At 52.8% G+C, this 20313-nt stretch carries 14 protein-coding genes, 1 tRNA gene and 2 pseudogenes; 12 read left to right on the top strand and 5 right to left on the bottom strand.

The window, feature by feature from the left end; genetic code table 11:
- Nucleotides 1-62: 62 nt before the first annotated feature.
- From HF650_RS00365 to HF650_RS00350, 4 genes and pseudogenes are all read right to left on the bottom strand, one after another.
- Nucleotides 63-859, bottom strand: a pseudogene (locus tag HF650_RS00365) (DUF6531 domain-containing protein); the annotation flags it as partial.
- Between the two features lie 208 nt (nucleotides 860-1067).
- Nucleotides 1068-1748, bottom strand: coding sequence for an ankyrin repeat domain-containing protein (locus HF650_RS00360; protein ID WP_187802562.1), 681 nt, complete (start codon nucleotides 1746-1748; stop codon nucleotides 1068-1070).
- Nucleotides 1749-3316: 1568 nt separating this feature from the next.
- Nucleotides 3317-3826 carry a hypothetical protein gene (locus HF650_RS00355; RefSeq protein WP_187800725.1) on the bottom strand — a complete coding sequence of 170 codons (510 nt, stop codon included), beginning with the start codon at nucleotides 3824-3826 and terminating at the stop codon, nucleotides 3317-3319.
- 31 nt (nucleotides 3827-3857) lie between these two features.
- On the bottom strand, nucleotides 3858-4208 hold the full coding sequence (locus HF650_RS00350) for a hypothetical protein (protein WP_187800724.1): 351 nt from the start codon (nucleotides 4206-4208) through the stop codon (nucleotides 3858-3860).
- A gap of 366 nt (nucleotides 4209-4574) precedes the next feature.
- Between HF650_RS00350 and HF650_RS00345 the strand changes: the two genes are divergently transcribed.
- On the top strand, nucleotides 4575-5192 hold the full coding sequence (locus HF650_RS00345) for a trimeric intracellular cation channel family protein (RefSeq protein ID WP_187800723.1): 618 nt from the start codon (nucleotides 4575-4577) through the stop codon (nucleotides 5190-5192).
- Here the strand turns inward: HF650_RS00345 and ligB are convergent.
- Nucleotides 5186-6865: an NAD-dependent DNA ligase LigB gene (gene ligB / locus HF650_RS00340; RefSeq protein ID WP_187802561.1), complete on the bottom strand. Its 1680-nt coding sequence runs from the start codon at nucleotides 6863-6865 to the stop codon at nucleotides 5186-5188. The genes HF650_RS00345 and ligB overlap by 7 nt on opposite strands.
- 255 nt (nucleotides 6866-7120) lie before the next feature.
- Between ligB and gmk the strand changes: the two genes are divergently transcribed.
- From gmk to HF650_RS00285, 11 genes and pseudogenes are all read left to right on the top strand, one after another.
- Nucleotides 7121-7744, top strand: a complete 624-nt coding sequence (gmk, locus tag HF650_RS00335) for a guanylate kinase (protein ID WP_187800722.1) — start codon at nucleotides 7121-7123, stop codon at nucleotides 7742-7744.
- Between the two features lie 54 nt (nucleotides 7745-7798).
- Entirely contained in the window at nucleotides 7799-8074 is a 276-nt protein-coding gene (gene rpoZ, locus HF650_RS00330; protein ID WP_007369481.1) for a DNA-directed RNA polymerase subunit omega, read from the top strand.
- An 18-nt stretch (nucleotides 8075-8092) separates the two neighbouring features.
- The gene (gene spoT / locus HF650_RS00325; RefSeq protein WP_042715011.1) at nucleotides 8093-10210 is read left to right on the top strand and encodes a bifunctional GTP diphosphokinase/guanosine-3',5'-bis pyrophosphate 3'-pyrophosphohydrolase; all 2118 of its coding nucleotides are present in this window, start codon (nucleotides 8093-8095) and stop codon (nucleotides 10208-10210) included.
- Nucleotides 10211-10214: 4 nt separating this feature from the next.
- Nucleotides 10215-10904: a tRNA (guanosine(18)-2'-O)-methyltransferase TrmH gene (gene trmH / locus HF650_RS00320; RefSeq protein WP_187800721.1), complete on the top strand. Its 690-nt coding sequence runs from the start codon at nucleotides 10215-10217 to the stop codon at nucleotides 10902-10904.
- A gap of 3 nt (nucleotides 10905-10907) precedes the next feature.
- Complete coding sequence (recG, locus tag HF650_RS00315; protein WP_187800720.1) at nucleotides 10908-12989, top strand: ATP-dependent DNA helicase RecG; 2082 nt, start codon at nucleotides 10908-10910, stop codon at nucleotides 12987-12989.
- Between the two features lie 125 nt (nucleotides 12990-13114).
- Complete coding sequence (locus HF650_RS00310) at nucleotides 13115-14500, top strand: uracil-xanthine permease family protein (RefSeq protein WP_128481863.1); 1386 nt, start codon at nucleotides 13115-13117, stop codon at nucleotides 14498-14500.
- Between the two features lie 123 nt (nucleotides 14501-14623).
- Nucleotides 14624-16339, top strand: a complete 1716-nt coding sequence (locus HF650_RS00305) for an AsmA family protein (RefSeq protein WP_187802560.1) — start codon at nucleotides 14624-14626, stop codon at nucleotides 16337-16339.
- 273 nt (nucleotides 16340-16612) lie between these two features.
- A tRNA-Sec gene (locus tag HF650_RS00300) sits at nucleotides 16613-16707 on the top strand.
- A 323-nt stretch (nucleotides 16708-17030) separates the two neighbouring features.
- Nucleotides 17031-17213: pseudogene (locus HF650_RS00295) on the top strand (SymE family type I addiction module toxin); the annotation flags it as partial.
- A 579-nt stretch (nucleotides 17214-17792) separates the two neighbouring features.
- Nucleotides 17793-18383, top strand: a complete 591-nt coding sequence (locus tag HF650_RS00290; protein WP_187800719.1) for an N-acetyltransferase — start codon at nucleotides 17793-17795, stop codon at nucleotides 18381-18383.
- A gap of 251 nt (nucleotides 18384-18634) precedes the next feature.
- A complete protein-coding gene (locus tag HF650_RS00285; RefSeq protein WP_223284237.1) occupies nucleotides 18635-20131 on the top strand; it encodes a pyridoxal-dependent decarboxylase in 1497 nt (498 codons plus the stop codon).
- The last annotated feature ends 182 nt before the right edge of the window (nucleotides 20132-20313 follow it).

Here is a 20313-nt window from a genome sequence, read left to right as displayed (position 1 = left end):
TTGTTAAAATAGATGCACGGCGCCAACCCTCACGGATCCGCCCACACCAGCGGGTTCGGCGCATACTGATACAGGTTTATCTCGCCCGCGAGGGGCTCCGGCCACAGGTATTCGATTTCGCGCCCCTGCTCGTCGATAAACAATAGCACGTCATCCTGCGCGCGAACCTCCAGCGAGAGCGGTAACCCCCCTCTGACCGAGCCAGCCGTTGCCGATTTCGTCAGAAAAGTAATAGCGCTGCCAGTTCAGCGGTACGGAGGCCGGGAAGAAAAAGTCGTTATCTTTCTCCCCGAAAAGAATTTTAATGCCGAGAGTAGCATTAACCGGGCTCCCGACGAGCGGCGTTACATCTGCGGTATTGGGGATCTTGCACGACTCGGTCTCTTTTTTGGCTTTGCCTTTATCGCTGCCGCCCTTTTCACTGCCCGCTTTTTTCGCTTTTACGGCATCTTCCGCACCTTCTTTGGCGGCTTTCAGGGCAGCTTTTTCAACTTGCACGGCCGATTTCTCAGCGAGCTTTGCGGTCTCTTTTACCAGCCCTTTTGTCGCGCTCGCCGCCTCTAACACTTTGCCCACTTTGACCGCCATCTTACCGGCTTTGAAGGCCGCGTCCCCCCTGGTACAAAGTTCGCCGCAGCGTTGCCGTAGTCCCCTTCGGCGGCATAAATAGCAGCGTTCGCACCATCGGCCACGACGCCCAACACCGGTACCGCCCCTATCATATCCAGCCCGGTATGAACAATATCGCCCCACTCGCATCACCAGCTTTTCTTTTTAAGGGGTTGGCGCTTTCCGCTTTTACGTTGCCTTTCGATGCCGGCGCATATTGCAATTTGCCGATAGCATTTACTGTCGCCATATAAATTTCCTGCTATGGATTGCGTGTTCTTAACAGAATATTTAAGTTTTTATCCCGAAGAAAAATAAAGGCGATACTTTATTTCAGATGCACCCCGTAACAACTTCTTTTTATAACAGAATAAAAAAACGCCTGCACTAGTAAAGGTAATAAAGTACAGATGGAATTATCGCCTCGGAGAGGAGCGATAAGTATTGTGAAGCACCATTCACTCTTTAGCGGGCGGCCAGTGCAAGCCTTTGCGGATGGCAAGCTTACGAATCTCTTCTAATTTATCGACGGTTCTTTTATCGCTCTCTTTTTCGCGATCGATAACATCTGAGAGCATCTTCCCAAAATTTAAGCCATTCTGGTTTTCAATATTGGGGTTAGCACCATGGTTCAGCAAATACTCAACCTGGTCCAGTTCCATGCCAGCCAGGGCGGACATCAATACCGTTTTACCGGCGCTGTCTGTTTTATTGACATCGGCACCCGCTAACAATAAATACTTCAGAACGGCAAACGAATTGTCAGAGGCGGAGTTAAAAATCAACGGCTGGTAATTGGTCATGGCGTTGGGGCTGAGGCCACCGTCAATCAACGCTTTGAGATAAGCAGGGTTGTTTGAGCTCGCCATCACGGCTGCCGGGCTGCCAAAATCAGGAATATCCTGTAGCGGATCCGCGCCCGCTTTGACCAGCTCCGTCACGATAGACAGAGAGCGGCCATCGCCGTTTGTCGCCTCCAATAGCGCGTACATCAGCATAGTCATGCTCTGACGGCCGGGTTTATTTAAATCAGTGCTTTTTAACAAGACTTTTACTTCAGACAAATTATGCTCAGCAATTGCCTGAGCGAGCTGTAATTGCGTGCCGCTAAAATAAACTTCCGGCGCTGCTTGTTTCATATTCATGCTTCCGTGACCGGGTATTACAACAGAAAAGAGTGCCAGCCCTGCGAGGAGACTGCAAATTAGCCTTCGCAAAGTTTTCATTTTTATCTCCTTATAAAACCATCAGTATAGCCTGATCCTTTGCTTTCTCTTTTTCGATACAAGAGAGTCACATCACTCATAACGCGGCGAAGCGTGGGGTTAGCTTTCCCACTTGATATACCATTCTCATTATCCGCCGCCGGAAGTACGGCAATAACCATTCTAGTATAGTCCCCAATCGGGCCGCCGATTTTTGCGCCCAACACGACAAGTCAGCCGATCATCCAGGAGTTCAACGTCGACACAGGAGAGGGTATTTTAGAGTTGTGCCATCACTAGCAAAATGAATGTACCCATCGAAGAGAATAAAAATTCTAATAAGACAAGACTAAAGAAACGTCACTTTGTGTGGATAAAGGATCCTTTATCCCTCTAAATAACATTAAGCATGCGTTATGAAAGATAATATTCAGGGAAGTATGTTTTTATTATTATGTATTATTTTTACGCCTGTGTATTTCAAAAAGATGCTTATTCAATAAATCAGGTGTGATTACACCTTTTAATAGATATGATTTTCCTGATTTTATTGCCATTTATAGCCAAGCAATTAATTTATTCTAATAATGTTGATATGTTTTTCTGTGTAACTTGATCGTGGCCTCACTGAGGTCATCTTATTGTGACTTTTTCAAAATTAACACTTTTTCCTGTTCCGTCCAATTAGGAAACCTACTCTGCTTTCTGAAAAAAATGTCGCTAATGCCAAAGGGGAACGGATGCTGAACTTCTGGCCCCCTTCTGGGAAACCAGATAAGTATGCAGTTTATAATGTATTAATTTTTTTTTGAATTTACCTTTACGGAGCGGCCCACCCAGTGCGCATTAGTGGAGATCGAATCGCAAATCAGAACCACAGATCCAATCAGCGATGCTCTATAAATCACAACACATCAGCAAATAACCCACTATTTTCAGGGTACTGAAAACGCCGCAGGCATCTGCCAGAACACTTTGCAGTTTCAGTTAAGACACGTCGCAAGTTTTATGAAATTTTATAACAAGGCTATGGCTACCGCAGACGCAGGTACGCTCGTGTCGCACACGCCATTCGCAGCCAGTTCAAACAGGTAATGTCAGATAACGAAGCGGCTATTATGATTGTACATAATTGATGCGCGCTCGCTGCTGAATATACCAATAATTGATATAGAAACATACTGTCATTATCTTTTATATACAGATGATTCCTATTTCAAGAAAATTCGGCATTGAAGGTAGGAATGAAATGAGAGTAAGTACAGCATATTTCATGAAAGACACAAATAATAACGTGCTGGTACGTTAGTAAAGAAAGAGTTTCGCCTTTGCAATACCGCCTGATTTAAAGGATTTGGTAAGAAAGAATAATATTTTAATTAAAGAGGCAACTAATTATAGGGGTGGGAATATTGGTTATTTTGCGCCGAATGGACGCCGATGCACGTAGCGTGGCGGTAAGGCTAGTGTACCTCCGACATGGCTGGCAAGCTTGCACGCCGTCAACCCTCCCGGCTGATAATCACATCACTCAGGCAATCTGGCATTTTAGCGGTAAAGCTGAACGTCACGCTCTCGCCAGACGCACCGGCAGGCGTCGTGTAACTGGTCACTTCATCTAATGAATGGCCTCGTGGAGTGTCAGTAATCGTGAGCATCGGATAATGCTTTTTGATTTCACTCCGGGTCAGGCACTCACCCCGCCAGTGAAACATAAACATCACCGTTTTTTCATGCGGATCTCTGCTCAGCCTTAATTCAATACCGGTTGCCCTTCCCGCCGCAGAAAATGCGACATTCTCAGCACCGTAAAAATTGATGTACTCGTTCTGATCCTTGAGCCAAAACGTCACGGGTAAGCGGTTAAGCGTAGCAACATTGGTATCCGCTAAGGATTTACGCATGGTACTAATAAAATCCCACAGTGAATGCGGGCGCATATCAGCCACAGCATTAGCCGAGCTCAATATCATCATGAAAGCGATGGCAGAGGTCGTTTTCTTTATTCTCATTACAATCCTCTATTTCTCCGGCTGCTGAGTTTTAATCATCCCACAGATCTAATGCTTCCAACGGTGCAATACACTCCGAGCAAACGGTCGATAAAAGCCGCCGCATTTTCAGAATGACAAAGCGGTCGTTTAGCGATTTTTTTTCTATGTCTCTGTCGTTCAGATGGATAACCGTAGTGAACGGAAGTTCTAACGCCTGCACATCTTCTTTTTCAAGAAAGTAATGAGGAGAACCGGTTTCAACTCCATTATTCCATTTATGCACAGTCAGTCGGCAAAACGCATAATCTGATAACGGCTTGTTTTGATGCAGTATCTCTTTGATCTTTTTAGATAAACAATAGTTCGCAGCTTTATTGTGTATGGGGCATAACAAGAGCATTGCACACCTTTTGATGTTGGTGATTGTGTGAGCCTGTACTGCCGTTGAACGACTTAAGTTTTCTGTGCCAGCCAGTGTAGATTGAGAATATCAAAAAACCATCCCATCTCATTAATAAACCCGCCCGGGCTGCTTTGGCATTGCATTCTTCCACCTACATATTATTTATAGGTAGCCACTTTAAAATCCCGGTAACCATCCCACTAAGTTTAGCGCTAATCCAATCAAAATCAGATGGATAACAGAAAATATCCGCCGCTACCGCCATTATTTCAGCTAATCCGAAATGCCTCTCCTTAGAATATTTCAATCGCCCCATTCGTGCTTAGTCATTACCCTGCCCACACTGAATTTTAAGGGGGCGGCATGCTGTTACACATTCTCTATCTGATCGGCATCACTGCCGAAGCCATGACCGGCGCGCTGGCCGCCGGGCGGCGTCGAATGGACACCTTTGGCGTCATTATTATTGCCACTGCGACCGCGCTCGGCGGCGGCTCGGTGCGCGATATCCTGCTTGGCCACTATCCGCTTGGCTGGGTGAAGCACCCGGAGTATGTGCTCATCGTTGCTGTTGCCGCGGTGCTGACGACAATCGTTGCCCCGGTGATGCCACACCTGCGCCGCCTGTTTCTGGTGCTGGACGCACTCGGCCTGGTGGTATTTTCCATTATCGGGGCGCAAATTGCCCTCGATATGGGCGAAGGCCCCATCATTGCCGTGATTGCGGCTGTCATCACCGGCGTTTTTGGCGGCGTGCTGCGCGATATGTTCTGTAAGCGCATCCCTCTTGTGTTTCAGAAAGAACTCTATGCCGGGATCGCGTTTGCTGCCGCCGTGTTCTATATCGCGCTAAGCCATGTCGTCACCAATCATGACATCGTGGTGATTACCACCCTGCTGTTTGGCTTTACCAGCCGCCTGCTGGCGATACGCTGGAAGCTGGGCCTGCCGGTGTTTCATTACAGGCATAATGTTCACTGAAAAGCCTTTACGCCCTGCTTCGCAAGCCAGGACGTCAACTGCTCAATTACCGGCGCACGGATAAAAGCAACAACCTGCCGTGCTTTTTGTGTACCGATGGCGGGCAGCTGTTGCCAGGCCAGTTCATCCCGGCTGCGCATCTGCCGCCATGAGATATCGCCCGCCGCATTGATCGCCGATTGCGGCAGCGGCGCACCGAGCGCATGAAGCCAGCGGCTTAATGGCCTCTCACGCGTTAAGGAAAAACGATGCCAGAGTTGCAGGCCGCGCGTGGGCGACATTCCGGGTGTGGTCTGCAACTGCTCTTTTGTTAGCGTAAGCCAGGAGAATAGATGCTCAAAATGGTGCGCCTGATGCAGAGTCCGCCAGCCGCTTTCACTCAATCCGGTGATGTCGAGCGCCTTGTCCGAACTGAGCCAGGAGAGGCGGGCAATAAACTGTTGCTGACAATCCGGCGTGGTATAAAAGCAGCTCAGCGGTGTAAAACGAGCTTCCGGCGGTGTGGGCGGCTTTCGAACAAGGTTACGCCAGACCACGCGCTCCACGCGAGGGATCCCCTGCCCGGCAAGGGTGACGGCAATATGATCGCCCGGTGCGATATCTAACGCCTGCCAGCGCTGAACCGACCCAATATTCACGCGCTGCACGCGCTTATCATCAAGTTTTACTGGCTCCAGCAGCGCGACAACGGAGATTTTCCCGGTCCGCCCGATTGCAAATTGAATATCCTGTACCGCTGCCACCTCTTCTACCGGTTCATACTTCCAGGCTACTACCCAGTCACTTTGACCGGGTAACCACGCTTTGCCCGCAGGCTCCGCACTTGTGCGTACCACCACGCCATCCGTGACGAAGGGCAGCGGCGAAGTGAACCAGTGCTGACGAAGACGCTCAACGTCCTGCACGCTGTTGACCGGTGCGCTGTAGTAGTGCGCCTCTTCAAAGCCCGCCTTTTTCAGTACCACCAACCGCTGCGCCAAGGTGGCAGGGCCATCGGGCCAGGCCCAGACAAAAAAAGCAAGCTCATTAAGCAGCTCCGGGTTGTCGTGCCGCATCATCGCGCCGGCGACTTTTGCCCTGGCATTAAGCCCACCGGCCTGTTTTTGGATATGTCCCTTGCGGCGTAAATAGAGCTCACCCTGCAGGACGCTATCCGCCAATGCACCGGTAACGGTTTTTGGGATCGCGGGAATGGCCTGCGCCTTTGCTGTCCACTCCTCGCCCGCAAGGCCATTACCCCGGCTGATCGCCTGTGCCAGCCTGCCGTTGCGATAGACCAGCGTGACGGCAACGCCATCCACTTTTGGCTGCACCCAAAGATCCTGCTTTCCGCGCATCCACTGCTGCAGGGCCCATTTATCGGCCAGCTTACGCACCCCGGTATGGGCAACCGGATGAGCATGATTGCCGCCCGACAAAGCTGGCGCAAGGTCTGCGGATGTCATGTTGAAACAGTGCTGCCAGTTCGCCAGGCGCGCGCTCATCCGATCGTAAACATCATCGCTCACCTCGCTTGCGCCTCTTGACCAGTAATCTTCGTTCCATCTGCTGAGCTGCTGTTTCAGGCGCTGTACCTCATCCTGCGCCCGTGATGGTGACCAGACCGGACAAGCCGCCAGGCTAAACGCACTCCATAGCAGTAGAAAAATGGTAACCCCAACACATCTCCACATCATGCCTTCTCCCTTGTGATTGCGGAGTGGTTATAACGCTGCGTTTGAGCGCTTTCGAGTGGGAAAAAGGCAGGATGCGAGCGGGCTTCCGGGAAACGTACATAGCAATGAAAACGTGCATAAAAATCAGGAAAGCAGTACGCAAAATCGAATCATTGATGGGAAAACGGGTGACAAAAGCTACGTCACGTAGCGGCGATGTGTATAATAGGCACGTATGTAAGTTCCTATCGCATTCACATACAAAAGACTCTCATGGCTCAAGGCACGCTCTATATTGTTTCCGCCCCCAGCGGCGCGGGTAAATCAAGCCTCATCCAGGCTTTGCTGAAAACCCAACCGTTATACGACACGCAAGTTTCTGTTTCGCACACCACGCGCGCGCCGCGCCCGGGTGAAGTACACGGCGAACACTACTTCTTCGTTAATCACGATGAGTTTAAAGCGATGATTAGCAAGGATGCGTTTCTTGAGCATGCCGAAGTGTTCGGCAACTATTACGGCACTTCGCGCGCGACGATTGAGCAAGTGCTCTCAACGGGCGTCGATGTGTTTCTTGATATCGACTGGCAGGGCGCGCAGCAAATTCGTACCCGCATGCCGCAGGCGCGCAGCATCTTTATTCTGCCGCCGTCGAAGCTGGAGCTGGATCGCCGCCTGCGTGGCCGCGGCCAGGATAGCGAAGAGGTGATCGCAAAACGTATGGCCCAGGCGGTTGCCGAAATGAGCCATTACGCCGAGTATGATTACCTGATTGTGAATGATGATTTCGATACCGCCCTGGGCGATCTGAAAACCATTATTCGCGCTGAACGTCTGCGCATGAGCCGCCAAAAACAGCGACATGACGCTTTAATCAGCAAACTATTGGCAGACTGAGCCTGGTTTCAGTATCATGCCCAGTCATTTCTTCACCTGTGGAGCATTTTAATTATGGCACGCGTAACTGTTCAGGACGCTGTAGAGAAAGTTGGTAACCGTTTTGACCTGGTGCTGGTCGCCGCGCGTCGCGCTCGTCAGATGCAGGTTGGCGGTAAAGATCCGTTAGTACCGGAAGAAAACGATAAAACCACCGTTATCGCGCTGCGCGAAATCGAAGAAGGTCTGATTAACAACCAGATCCTTGATGTACGTGAGCGCCAGGAGCAGCAAGAGCAGGAAGCCGCAGAACTGCAGGCTGTTACCGCCATTGCTGAAGGTCGTCGTTAATTAACCTGCAGGTCACCCTTGTATCTGTTTGAAAGCCTGAATCAGCTGATTCAAAACTATCTGCCTGAAGACCAGATCAAACGTCTCAGGCAGGCGTATCTCGTTGCACGTGACGCTCACGAGGGTCAGACACGTTCAAGCGGTGAACCTTATATCACGCACCCGGTAGCGGTGGCCTGTATTCTGGCCGAGATGAAACTCGACTACGAAACACTGATGGCCGCGCTGCTGCATGACGTGATTGAAGATACCCCCGCCACCTACCAGGATATGGAGCAGCTCTTTGGCAAAAGCGTTGCCGAGCTGGTGGAGGGTGTCTCCAAGCTGGATAAGCTCAAATTCCAGGATAAAAAAGAGGCGCAGGCGGAAAACTTTCGCAAGATGATTATGGCGATGGTGCAGGATATCCGCGTCATCCTTATCAAGCTTGCCGACCGCACCCACAACATGCGCACGCTGGGCTCTCTTCGCCCGGACAAGCGTCGCCGCATCGCCCGTGAAACCCTTGAAATCTACAGTCCGCTGGCGCACCGTTTAGGTATCCATCACATCAAAACCGAGCTGGAAGAGCTGGGCTTTGAGGCGCTCTACCCGAACCGCTATCGCGTGATCAAAGAAGTGGTAAAAGCCGCGCGCGGCAACCGCAAAGAGATGATCCAAAAAATCCTCTCGGAAATCGAAGGGCGTTTACAGGAAGCGGGTATTCCCTGCCGCGTTAGCGGGCGGGAAAAGCATCTTTACTCCATCTACTGCAAAATGGTGCTGAAAGAGCAGCGTTTTCACTCGATCATGGATATTTACGCCTTCCGCGTTATTGTTCACGATCTCGATACCTGCTATCGCGTACTCGGTCAGATGCACAGCCTCTACAAACCGCGTCCCGGTCGCGTAAAAGACTACATCGCCATCCCTAAGGCGAACGGCTATCAATCCCTCCATACCTCAATGATTGGCCCGCACGGCGTACCGGTCGAGGTGCAGATCCGTACTGAAGATATGGATCAAATGGCGGAGATGGGGGTTGCCGCGCACTGGGCTTATAAAGAGCACGGCGAAAGCAGTACCACCGCACAAATCCGCGCCCAGCGCTGGATGCAGAGCCTGCTGGAGCTGCAACAGAGCGCCGGTAGCTCGTTTGAATTTATCGAAAGCGTTAAATCTGATCTCTTCCCCGATGAGATTTATGTTTTCACCCCCGAAGGCCGCATTGTTGAACTGCCAGCTGGCGCGACGCCGGTGGATTTCGCCTATGCGGTACATACGGATATCGGCCACGCCTGCGTTGGCGCGCGCGTCGATCGCCAGCCTTACCCACTGTCGCAGTCGCTCTCCAGCGGCCAGACGGTGGAGATCATCACTGCGCCTGGTGCCCGTCCGAACGCCGCCTGGCTGAACTTCGTGGTCAGCTCGAAAGCGCGCGCGAAGATCCGCCAGATGCTGAAGAACCTCAAGCGCGACGACTCCGTAAGCCTGGGCCGCCGTCTGCTGAATCATGCCCTTGGCGGAAGCCGCAAGCTGGCGGAAATTCCGCAGGAGCATATTCAGCGCGAGCTGGAGCGTATGCGGCTGGCGTCGCTTGACGATCTGCTGGCGGAAATCGGCCTCGGCAACGCGATGAGCGTTGTGGTGGCGAAAAATCTGCAGCAAGGGGAAGCCACGCCGGGCACCGCCGCACCGACTGGCGCAAACACCGCGCACCTGCCGATTAAAGGCGCTGACGGCGTGCTGATCACCTTTGCCAAATGCTGCCGTCCGATCCCCGGCGACCCGATCGTTGCCCACGTCAGCCCCGGTAAAGGGCTGGTTATCCACCATGAATCCTGCCGTAATATTCGTGGCTACCAGAAAGAGCCAGAGAAGTTCATGGCCGTGGAGTGGGATAAAGAGACGGCGCAGGAGTTTATCACCGAGATCAAGGTGGATATGTTTAACCACCAGGGCGCGCTGGCGAACCTGACGGCGGCCATTAACACCGCCACTTCCAATATTCAGAGCCTGAATACGGAAGAGAAAGATGGCCGCGTTTATAGCGCGTTCATCCGCCTGACGGCGCGCGATCGCGTTCATCTGGCAAATATCATGCGTAAAATCCGCGTGATGCCGGATGTGATTAAAGTCACCCGTAACCGAAACTGATTGTATGAATGCTCAGCGTTATGCGCGAATCCGCGAGATGCTCGCCAGGCGTCAGCCGGATCTGACGGTCTGCATGGAGCAGGTCCACAAACCTCATAACGTCTCTGCCATTATCCGTACTGCGGATGCCGTCGGTGTGCATGAAGTGCATGCCGTCTGGCCGGGGAACCGCATGCGCACCATGGCCTCTTCTGCCGCGGGCAGCAACAGCTGGGTGGATGTTAAAACTCACCGCACCATTGAAGACGCCGTCGGCGTGCTCAAGCAGCGCGGCATGCAGATCCTTGCCACCCATCTGTCGGATAAAGCCGTCGACTTCCGTGAAATCGACTATACCCGTCCGACCTGTATTTTGATGGGGCAGGAGAAAACCGGGATCACCCAGCAAGCGCTGGATCTCGCGGATCGGGATATCATCATTCCGATGATCGGCATGGTGCAGTCGCTCAATGTCTCCGTTGCCTCGGCGCTCATACTCTACGAAGCGCAGCGCCAGCGGCAAAATGCCGGTATGTATAAGCGTGAAAACAGCATGTTGCCGGACACCGAGCAGCAGCGCCTGCTGTTCGAAGGCGGCTACCCTGTGCTGGCCCGTGTCGCGAAACAAAAAGGCTTGCCTTACCCTCATGTAAATAATGAGGGGCAGATTGAAGCCGACCCGACATGGTGGGCTACCATGCAGGCTTCGAGGTAACTGATGAAAGGGAAGCTGCTCGATGCGGTGCCACTGAGTTCATTGACCGGCGTTGGCGCGGCGCAGAGCAGCAAGCTGGCGAAAATTGGTTTGCATACCGTTCAGGATCTGCTGTTACACCTTCCCCTGCGCTACGAAGATCGTACCCAACTCTACCCCATTGCCGACCTGCTGCCGGGCATTTACGCCACGGTAGAAGGCGAAGTGCTGAACTGTAACGTCACGTTCGGCGGTCGCCGGATGATGACCTGCCAGATAAGCGATGGCTCCGGCATGCTGACCATGCGCTTTTTCAACTTCAACGCGGCGATGAAAAACAGCCTTGCGGTTGGCCGCCGTGTGCTGGCTTATGGCGAAGCGAAACGCGGAAAGTATGGCGCGGAGATGATCCACCCGGAGTACAAGGTGCAGGGCGATCTCAGCACCCCGGAGCTTCAGGAGACGCTGACGCCGGTCTACCCAACGACCGAAGGCGTTAAGCAAGCCACGCTGCGCAAATTAACCGATCAGGCGCTGGAGCTGCTGGCCACCTGTGCCATCAGCGAACTATTGCCCCCGGAGCTGGCGCAGGGTTTGATGAGCCTGCCGGAGGCGCTACATACGCTGCATCGCCCGCCGCCGTCGCTGCAATTAAGCGAACTGGAGAGCGGGCAGCATCCCGCTCAGCGCCGACTGATTCTCGAAGAGCTACTGGCTCATAACCTGAGCATGCTGGCGCTACGCGCCGGTGCGCAGCGTTACCATGCGCAGTCGCTCACTGCTAACGATAGGTTGAAAGAGCAGCTGCTCGCCTCCCTGCCCTTTAAACCAACCGGCGCACAGGCGCGGGTGGTGGCTGAAATTGAACGCGACATGGCGCTGGATATGCCGATGATGCGCCTGGTCCAGGGCGACGTCGGCTCCGGTAAAACGCTGGTGGCCGCGCTCGCGGCGCTACGCGCGATCGCCAATGGCAAGCAGGTGGCGATGATGGCGCCGACCGAACTGCTGGCGGAGCAGCACGCGAATAATTTCCGTGCCTGGTTTGCACCGCTCGGGATCGAAGTTGGCTGGTTGGCGGGCAAGCAGAAAGGCAAAGCCCGCCAGGCGCAGCAGGAGGCGATTGCCAGCGGTCAGGTGCAGATGGTGGTTGGTACGCATGCCATTTTCCAGGAGCAGGTGCAGTTTAACGGCCTGGCGCTGGTGATCATTGATGAGCAGCACCGCTTTGGCGTCCACCAGCGGCTGGCACTGTGGGAGAAGGGGCAGCAACAGGGCTTCCATCCCCATCAGCTAATTATGACCGCCACGCCGATCCCGCGAACGCTGGCGATGACGGCGTATGCCGATCTCGATACCTCGGTGATTGATGAACTGCCGCCGGGTCGTACGCCGGTGACCACGGTCGCCATTCCCGATACGCGGCGCAGCGAGATTATCGATCGCGTCCGCAGCGCCTGCACCGGCGAAGGCCGTCAGGCTTACTGGGTCTGTACGTTGATTGAAGAGTCGGATCTGCTGGAAGCTCAGGCAGCAGAAGCGACCTGGGAAGAGTTAAAGCTGGCCCTGCCGGAGCTGAACGTTGGGCTGGTGCATGGCCGCATGAAGCCGACCGAGAAACAGGCGGTGATGCAGGCCTTTAAACAGGGCGAGCTGCATCTGCTGGTCGCCACCACAGTGATTGAGGTTGGCGTGGATGTACCGAACTCTAGCCTGATGATCATTGAAAACCCCGAACGCCTTGGTCTTGCGCAACTCCACCAGCTGCGCGGGCGTGTTGGACGTGGCGCGGTGGCCTCACACTGTGTGCTGCTCTACAAATCCCCGCTGTCGAAAACCGCACAAAAGCGCCTGCAGGTGCTGCGCGACAGCAATGACGGCTTTGTGATTGCGCAAAAAGATCTTGAGATCCGCGGCCCGGGCGAACTGCTGGGCACCCGCCAGACAGGTAATACCGAATTCAAAGTCGCCGATCTGCTGCGCGACCAGGCAATGATCCCCGAAGTTCAGCGCGTTGCGCGCCACATTCACGAACGTTACCCACAGCTGGCTGAAGCGCTGATTGACCGCTGGATGCCAGAAACGGAACGCTACTCCAACGCCTGATTTTTAGAACCTGATGGTGTGAGATCAACCTCTCTTAGAAAAGTATGCCTCCACCTTAAGCAACCGTTTGCTTTTACCATTCAGTCCGATAAAATCAGCGCTTTTCCATCAGGGGATAGCTTGAGATGTCCGTAAACACCATCGAGTCGGAAAATGCGCAACCGGTTGCGCAGACTCAACCCAGCGAATTGATCTACCGCCTTGAAGATCGTCCCCCGCTGCCGCAAACGCTGTTTGCTGCGCTGCAACACCTGCTGGCAATGTTCGTTGGCGTCATCACGCCCGCGCTGCTGATCTGCCAGGCGCTGGGTTTACCGGCTCAGGACACTCAACATATTCTCAGCATGTCGCTCTTCGCTTCCGGCGTCGCGTCGCTGATTCAAATTAAAGCCTGGGGTCCGGTCGGCTCCGGGCTGCTCTCTATCCAGGGCACCAGTTTTAACTTCGTGGCGCCGCTGATTATGGGCGGTACGGCGCTGAAAACCGGCGGAGCCGATGTGCCGACGATGATGGCGGCGCTGTTTGGCACCTTGATGCTGGCAAGCTGCACCGAGATGGTTATCTCGCGCATCCTGCCGCTGGCGCGCCGTATTATCACCCCGCTGGTTTCCGGTGTGGTGGTGATGATTATCGGCCTGTCACTGATTCAGGTTGGGTTGACCTCCGTCGGTGGCGGCTTCGCAGCCATGGGCAACCATACCTTTGGCGCGCCGAAAAACCTGCTGCTGGCAGGCGTGGTGCTCGGGCTGATTATCCTGCTTAATCGCCAGCGCAACCCCTATCTGCGCATTGCCTCACTGGTAATCGCGATGGCGGTGGGCTATGTGCTGGCGATGTTTATGGGCATGTTGCCGGAGTACAACGCGCCGGAGAGTACCTTTATGGTGCCGACGCCGCTCTATTACGGGCTGAGCATTGACTGGAGCCTGCTGCTGCCGCTGATGTTGGTCTTTATGATCACCTCCCTGGAGACCATCGGCGATATCACCGCCACTTCTGACGTCTCTGAACAGCCTGTTACCGGCCCGCTCTATATGAAGCGGCTGAAGGGCGGCGTACTGGCGAATGGTCTTAACTCCTTTGTCTCTGCGGTTTTCAATACTTTTCCTAACTCCTGCTTTGGCCAGAATAACGGTGTGATCCAGCTGACCGGCGTCGCCAGCCGCTATATCGGTTTCTTTATCGCGGTGATGCTGATGGTGCTCGGCCTCTTCCCGGCGGTGAGCGCTTTTGTGCAACAGTTACCGGAGCCTGTACTCGGCGGCGCCACGCTGGTGATGTTCGGTACCATCGCCGCCTCGGGCGTGCGCATTGTCTCCCGCGAACCGCTCAACCGCCGCGCGATCCTGATTATCGCGCTGTCGCTGGCGGTGGGGTTAGGCGTGTCTCAGCAGCCGCAGATCCTGCAATTTGCGCCGGACTGGCTGAAAAACCTGCTCTCCTCAGGTATCGCGGCGGGCGGGATCACCGCTATCGTTCTGAACCTGATCTTCCCACCGGAAAAAGAGTAAGCCTCTTCGCGCGGCAACGGAGAAATATCTGTTGCCGCCGCAATTTCCTTTCATCATTCCTCCCTTGAGCATCGCGCACAATTCGTGCATAACTCCCTTACGGTCACGCGAGGGAGGAAGATGATGAAATTTCTTGGGAAGCTGCTGTTAGCGGTCGTTATTATCCTGTTGGTGCTGCTGCTGGCGGCCTACTTCCTGCTGCAAACCCGCTGGGGGGCGACGCAAGCGAGCCAGTGGATCAGTGATAACAGCGATTACCACCTCACTTTTGATGCCGTTGACCACCGCTTCTCTTCCCCCTCTCATCTGGTACTGAAAGGTGTGAACTTTGGCCGCAAAGGCCAGCCAGCCACGCTGGTGGCGAAAATGGTCGATATCGGCCTCAGCAGCCGACAACTCACCGACCCGCTGCATGCCGACACCATTCTTTTACAGGATGGCACACTCAATCTTTCGCCCACTTCCGCGCCGCTGCCTTTCCAGGCCGATCGCCTGCAATTGCGCAACATGGCCTTTAACAGCCCGGCAACCGGCTGGGAGTTAAGCGCCCAGCGCGTTACCGGAGGTATCTCACCCTGGCAGCCTGTGGCGGGTAATGTAATCGGCAGTAAAGCGCAGTTGCAGATGAGCGCCGGTTCGCTGATGCTCAATGGTGTTCCCGCCAGTAACGTGCTGATTCAGGGCAGTATCGATAAAGACGTGGTGACGTTAACCACTATCGGTGCCGATATGGCTCGTGGCTCGCTCACGGGTGATGCAAAGCGCAGCGCCGATGGCAGCTGGGTGGTGAATAACTTGCGCCTCAACGATATTCGTCTGCAAAGCGATAAATCGCTACAGGATTTCTTTGCCCCGCTCACCACCCTGCCTTCGCTGAAAATCGGCCGTGTAGACGTAACAGACGCAACATTGCAGGGGCCTGAGTGGGCGGTGACTGACCTCGACCTCAGCCTGCGCAACCTGACCTTCGAAAAGGGCGACTGGGAGAGCGAAGAGGGCAAACTGTCGATGAATGCCAGCGAGTTTATCTACGGTTCGCTGCACTTCTTCGACCCGATCCTTAATGCCAGCTTCTCCCCGCAAGGCATTGCGCTGCAGCAGTTCACCTCTCGCTGGGAAAACGGCATGGTGCGCACCTCCGGCAACTGGTACCGCACAGGCAAAGCGCTAGTGCTGGATGATGCAGCGTTTGCCGGGCTGGAGTACACCCTGCCGGCGAACTGGAAACAGCTATGGGTGGACGACCTGCCCCCCTGGCTGAACAGCCTGGTGCTGAAAAAATTCAGCGCCAGCCGCAACCTGGTGATTGATATCGATCCGACGTTCCCGTGGCAGCTCACCGCGCTGGACGGATATGGCAACAACTTACAGCTGGTGCGCGAACGGAAATGGGGTGTCTGGAGTGGAAATGCGAAGCTGAACGCTGCCGCAGGCACCTTTAACCGCGTTGATGTCCGCCGCCCGTCGCTGGCGCTCAATGCCAACAGCAACACGGTCAATATCACCGAGCTTAGCGCTTTTACCGGCCAGGGGCTGCTGGAAGCAAGAGCGGTGGTTGCGCAAACGCCGGACCGCAGCGTCAATGTCAGCCTGAATGGGCGCGGCGTACCGGTCAATGTGTTGCAGGCGTGGGGCTGGCCCGCATTGCCGATTGACGGCGAAGGCAATGTGCAACTAACCGCCAGCGGTCAGGTGCGCGCCGACGCGCCGTTAAAACCCTCCGTCAACGGCGAGTTACAGGCGGTCAATGCGCAAAAACAGCAAATTAAGCAGAGCATGCACAGCGGCACGGTGAGCAGCATTGCGCCTGCCGCCGCGCAGCCACAGGCGACACCATAAACCCGTGCCGGATGGCGCTGCGCTTATCCGGCCTACGTTTTGTCCCCGCTTTATTCCAGGCCCGGTACCGGGCAATGCCCTTACTCCATCGTTTTACGGATAAAAACGACGATTTTTTAAATTCGAAAAAAAGATAACCGATGGAAAAGATAGGGTTTTATCTTAAACGGTGTGAGAAAGCGAAAGCATAATGCGAAAATTTAGGGCGGGGGGATGTGGTAAATGACTGAAAGTAGCTATAATGCGCCCGCCTCCATGTAGCAATGCAGGCGCGGAAGATCGTCATCTCCGGTGAGGTGGCTGGACTTCAAATCCAGTTGGGGCCGCCAGCGGTCCCGGGCAGGTTCGACTCCTGTGATCTTCCGCCAAAGTTGAGCTTCTTTTTGGCACATCTCTAAACATCACTTCTTATTTCCACCACGCTATTTGCAGCCTGCACGCACATTAAATTAATTAAGCGTTACGCTTGTTTTATTTTTCTTCGGCGTCGTTCGCTAATCTTTCAAGTTCTTTTCTTCCTAAAGATTTAAGCCAATTACCTAAACTCATCCCCGCATTTTGATTGATTGGTATCGCATTTGGCTGTTGTCATGTACGTACATTCAAGGAAAGACGTCCTGTTTTTTTAAACGCTCCCATCAGGTAATGCCATACCTGACAAGAGCTAACCCTCACAACTATCAAGGCGTTGATAGTAGCTGATTCGCATTCAGCCCCAGCGATCCCGACTACCGGAACCGAACGCAGCGTAATTGTGCGTTACCGCCCAAATGGTGGTGATAAAAGCATCCCCAGCATTACTCTTTCAGGCGCGTGGTTTCGCGATACTGGGTTTGATACAGGTCAGCATTTAACTGTTAAAGCAATGAATGGTTACTGATAAACACCTGCACACATCCCCCGCAGGCGAGTTCATTATGTTCGCCAGCGTAGACGTGAAAGCGTGTATTGATGCCGCTTTGAAAGCGATACGCTGTGGCTTCAGCAGGCTGCAATTGCCAAGCTATTACTCAACATATTAAAGCTATTTATGAAGAGACGGAGGGCGAAAAAGAGATTGTCGATCTGATCCGCTGGGGAAAGCGTAATGGTACTCGATCATGAAAGCGTTTTTTAAAAGAGACAGAGGTAAATCCGCTCATCAAGCTTAATGCTTCCATCTTTAAAATTTAGAGAAACAAATCAAAAAATTAAATAAAAGATAAACCCTCAACTGCTTTTAGTTAATTGAATTATCTTAAATACAAAAACACTTCGTTTTCATACGAATAAAAACAACTTCAGAATAGCCACCTCTCCCATTTGAAACATGCAGGCTTTAATTTTATTTTCGGATGTTTCGTCGCCCTCGCATTTATTAATCATGATATTGTTTTGCGCCATACCCCCACGAAATTAATAACAGCGTGTTAATAAAATATATATATCAATCCAGCCAATGGAGGCAAAAATAATGAATGTAAGGGATGCTACCTTTTCTGATATCGATCTGATATGCGATCTGCTTGCCGACGCATTTTATGACGATGTTCTTATTGAATCAGCCTTTCCGGCACCTGACAGGCGCAGGGAGGCACTGCGCAGCTTCTTCAGGATCTATGCCGAAGTCGCGCTACGAAAGGGTGGCGTTATTATTGATGAAAATAATATCGGCGCGCTAATGTATTTTCATTATGACTCAGAAAATATTACTGATGAGATATTGTTTAAACAATTACGCGATGAATATAGCGCCGATTACGCCACCATGGCGTATTTAATTCACAAACTGAGCGCTTATCATCCAACCACCCCGCACTTCTATATTTTCGTACTTGCCATTCCTGGTAAGGATCGCGGCATGGACGTTATCAACGCGTTGATGTACCGGTTAATCCATTTACAGGATCAAGCAGGCGTGCCTTGCTATGCCGAATGTACGGCTGCGCGTGTGCAACGTCTTGCCGGGCGGCTTGGCTTTAAACCCGCAGAATTCAAACTCTGCATCGACGGTTTCCCTGAGCTTTATCCTATTTTAAGAGAACCGCAAAAACCGCTCATTTAATACCACTCCACGCGCACAGGATTGTGATGAATAATATTACTAATAATCAACACAGAAGAGCAAAAAAATATCAGGAAGTCGCAAATTCATTATTCCCTTCAGCATTTTCTGATAATCATGACGCCCTTACTGAAAACATTACACGTATTTCAGATCATATAAATAAGTTGCGTCCGGAAAATAATGGTCCGGCGTGGTTAGGTAATAGCGGTGAGCTGGACGTTGACTATAAGGGCGTCCGGGCGGCTGAAATGGCCAATAATCTACGTCAGTGCGAGGAGGTTATTAGCGAGACGGCATCGCTTTTTCAGGGTATGCCGAACTGGGGCCATCCATTAGCGATGTGCAATACCATCCCGCAGGGCAATACTGCATCGGTTATTGCAGGCATGATTGCGCAGGTGTTCTCCCCAAATATTGTGTCGGGGGAGTACTCCTGGAACGTTCAGCGCGCGGAGCTTGAAAGCGCCGGGATGCTAGCAAACCTGATTGGCTGGGATGCGCCACGCGCTGGCGGGCTCTATACCTACGGGGGCTCTGGCTGCTGGACCTATCATGTTAAATACGCCCTGACACGCGTCCTGCCTGACTCCAGACGCGAAGGAATACGCATTAATGCAAAAGTTCTCTGCTCTCAGCAGGCGCACTACACCATGCTGAACAGCACAGACTGGACCGGTCTTGGGACGGATAACATTATCTGTATCAAAACCGATCCAAAGACCAACGCCATGGATCTAAAAGATCTGGAAGCGGTGTTGATTGCGCTGCGGATGCAAAACATCCCGGTTGCGTCCGTCGTCTGCACGATGGGGACAACCGACGCCAACGCCTTCGATCCGGTGGCGGACGTGCGCCGCTTACTGGATCGCTATCGTAACCCCGCGCCATACGGTAAAGCGCTGCTCTACTGTGATGCGGTGACCAGTTGGTCATGGCTGGCTTTCCAGAAATATGACTTTGCGACTAACCCACTGCAGTTCACCGAAGCGCTACTGCCGATGATGAAGAGCAACGCCCGGCAGTTGGAGAAGATGAAATACGCGGACGCTATTGGCATCGATTTCCATAAAGCAGGCTTTGCACCCTACACCAGCAGCTTCTTTGCGTATCGCGATGCCAGCGAATTTGAAGCGCTGTTCCAGCGCCCTAGATCGGCCTATTTGCAGTCCCGTACGGATTACAACCCTTACCACTACACGCTTGAAGTCTCGCGTGCGGCAACCGGCGCGGTAGCGGGCTGGGCAACGATGAAATACTTTGGTTATGAGGGCTTTCAAGCATGCCTGGGCTCGATTCTGGAAAATCATCTTGTGATGCGGAATCTGCTGCAAGCGGAGCACTCAACAGTGTGCGTCAACCCGCAAGACAATGGCATGGTCACCCTGCTGCGTATCTATCCGCAGGGAATAAATGCGCAGGAGCAGTATCAACGTGAACTGACCGATCCCGCCTACAAACCGCAGCTGTCGGCGCATAACCAGTTAACGCTGGCGATTGGCAATAAACTCTATGAATGGTTCCGCACGGGTAAGCAAATTAACGGTATGTATACGCCCTATATGAGCTTTACCACCGGCTTCTGCGTCACCGAGTACAACCGCGATGCGGCCGATGCGGATGCCAAAGTCTTTGCGCTGAAAATCTACATTATGAATATGCACCTGACGCCGGAGCTGATGAAGCACGTGCTGGATTGCATTATGGCAGCGCGGGACGAGGTAATGGGGCAGAAATTACAGCAATAAATAGATGACATTATTTTTTGCTAGCAGAAGCAACACAGGGTGTAAATAATTTTTGATTTACACCCTTTTTATTTAAAAAGGTCTCATATTTGCAGTCCACATGTAGAGCGCTTACAGTCCAATAACCGGATTTACTTTTCAGTTTCTTGATTGCGGGAAGCGTATGTCATCCAGCCTATTTA

Origin of the sequence: Kosakonia sp. SMBL-WEM22 (assembly GCF_014490785.1) — a bacterium.
Lineage (GTDB): Bacteria > Pseudomonadota > Gammaproteobacteria > Enterobacterales > Enterobacteriaceae > Kosakonia.
The sequence above is the reverse complement of the archived record's forward strand: the minus strand, read 5'-3'. Positions and strand labels throughout refer to the sequence as shown.

Bases quoted from the DNA above. Each gene is read 5' to 3' on its own strand.
- HF650_RS00310 (WP_128481863.1), top strand. From the start codon at position 13,115: ATGTCCGTAAACACCATCGAGTCGGAAAATGCGCAACCGGTTGCGCAG.
- HF650_RS00355 (WP_187800725.1), bottom strand. From the start codon at position 3,826: ATGAGAATAAAGAAAACGACCTCTGCCATCGCTTTCATGATGATATTG.
- HF650_RS00285 (WP_223284237.1), top strand. From the start codon at position 18,635: ATGGCCAATAATCTACGTCAGTGCGAGGAGGTTATTAGCGAGACGGCA.
- HF650_RS00360 (WP_187802562.1), bottom strand. From the start codon at position 1,748: ATGAAACAAGCAGCGCCGGAAGTTTATTTTAGCGGCACGCAATTACAG.
- HF650_RS00350 (WP_187800724.1), bottom strand. From the start codon at position 4,208: ATGCTCTTGTTATGCCCCATACACAATAAAGCTGCGAACTATTGTTTA.
- HF650_RS00345 (WP_187800723.1), top strand. From the start codon at position 4,575: ATGCTGTTACACATTCTCTATCTGATCGGCATCACTGCCGAAGCCATG.
- ligB (WP_187802561.1), bottom strand. From the start codon at position 6,865: ATGTGGAGATGTGTTGGGGTTACCATTTTTCTACTGCTATGGAGTGCG.
- trmH (WP_187800721.1), top strand. From the start codon at position 10,215: ATGAATGCTCAGCGTTATGCGCGAATCCGCGAGATGCTCGCCAGGCGT.
- rpoZ (WP_007369481.1), top strand. From the start codon at position 7,799: ATGGCACGCGTAACTGTTCAGGACGCTGTAGAGAAAGTTGGTAACCGT.
- HF650_RS00290 (WP_187800719.1), top strand. From the start codon at position 17,793: ATGAATGTAAGGGATGCTACCTTTTCTGATATCGATCTGATATGCGAT.
- HF650_RS00305 (WP_187802560.1), top strand. From the start codon at position 14,624: ATGAAATTTCTTGGGAAGCTGCTGTTAGCGGTCGTTATTATCCTGTTG.
- recG (WP_187800720.1), top strand. From the start codon at position 10,908: ATGAAAGGGAAGCTGCTCGATGCGGTGCCACTGAGTTCATTGACCGGC.
- gmk (WP_187800722.1), top strand. From the start codon at position 7,121: ATGGCTCAAGGCACGCTCTATATTGTTTCCGCCCCCAGCGGCGCGGGT.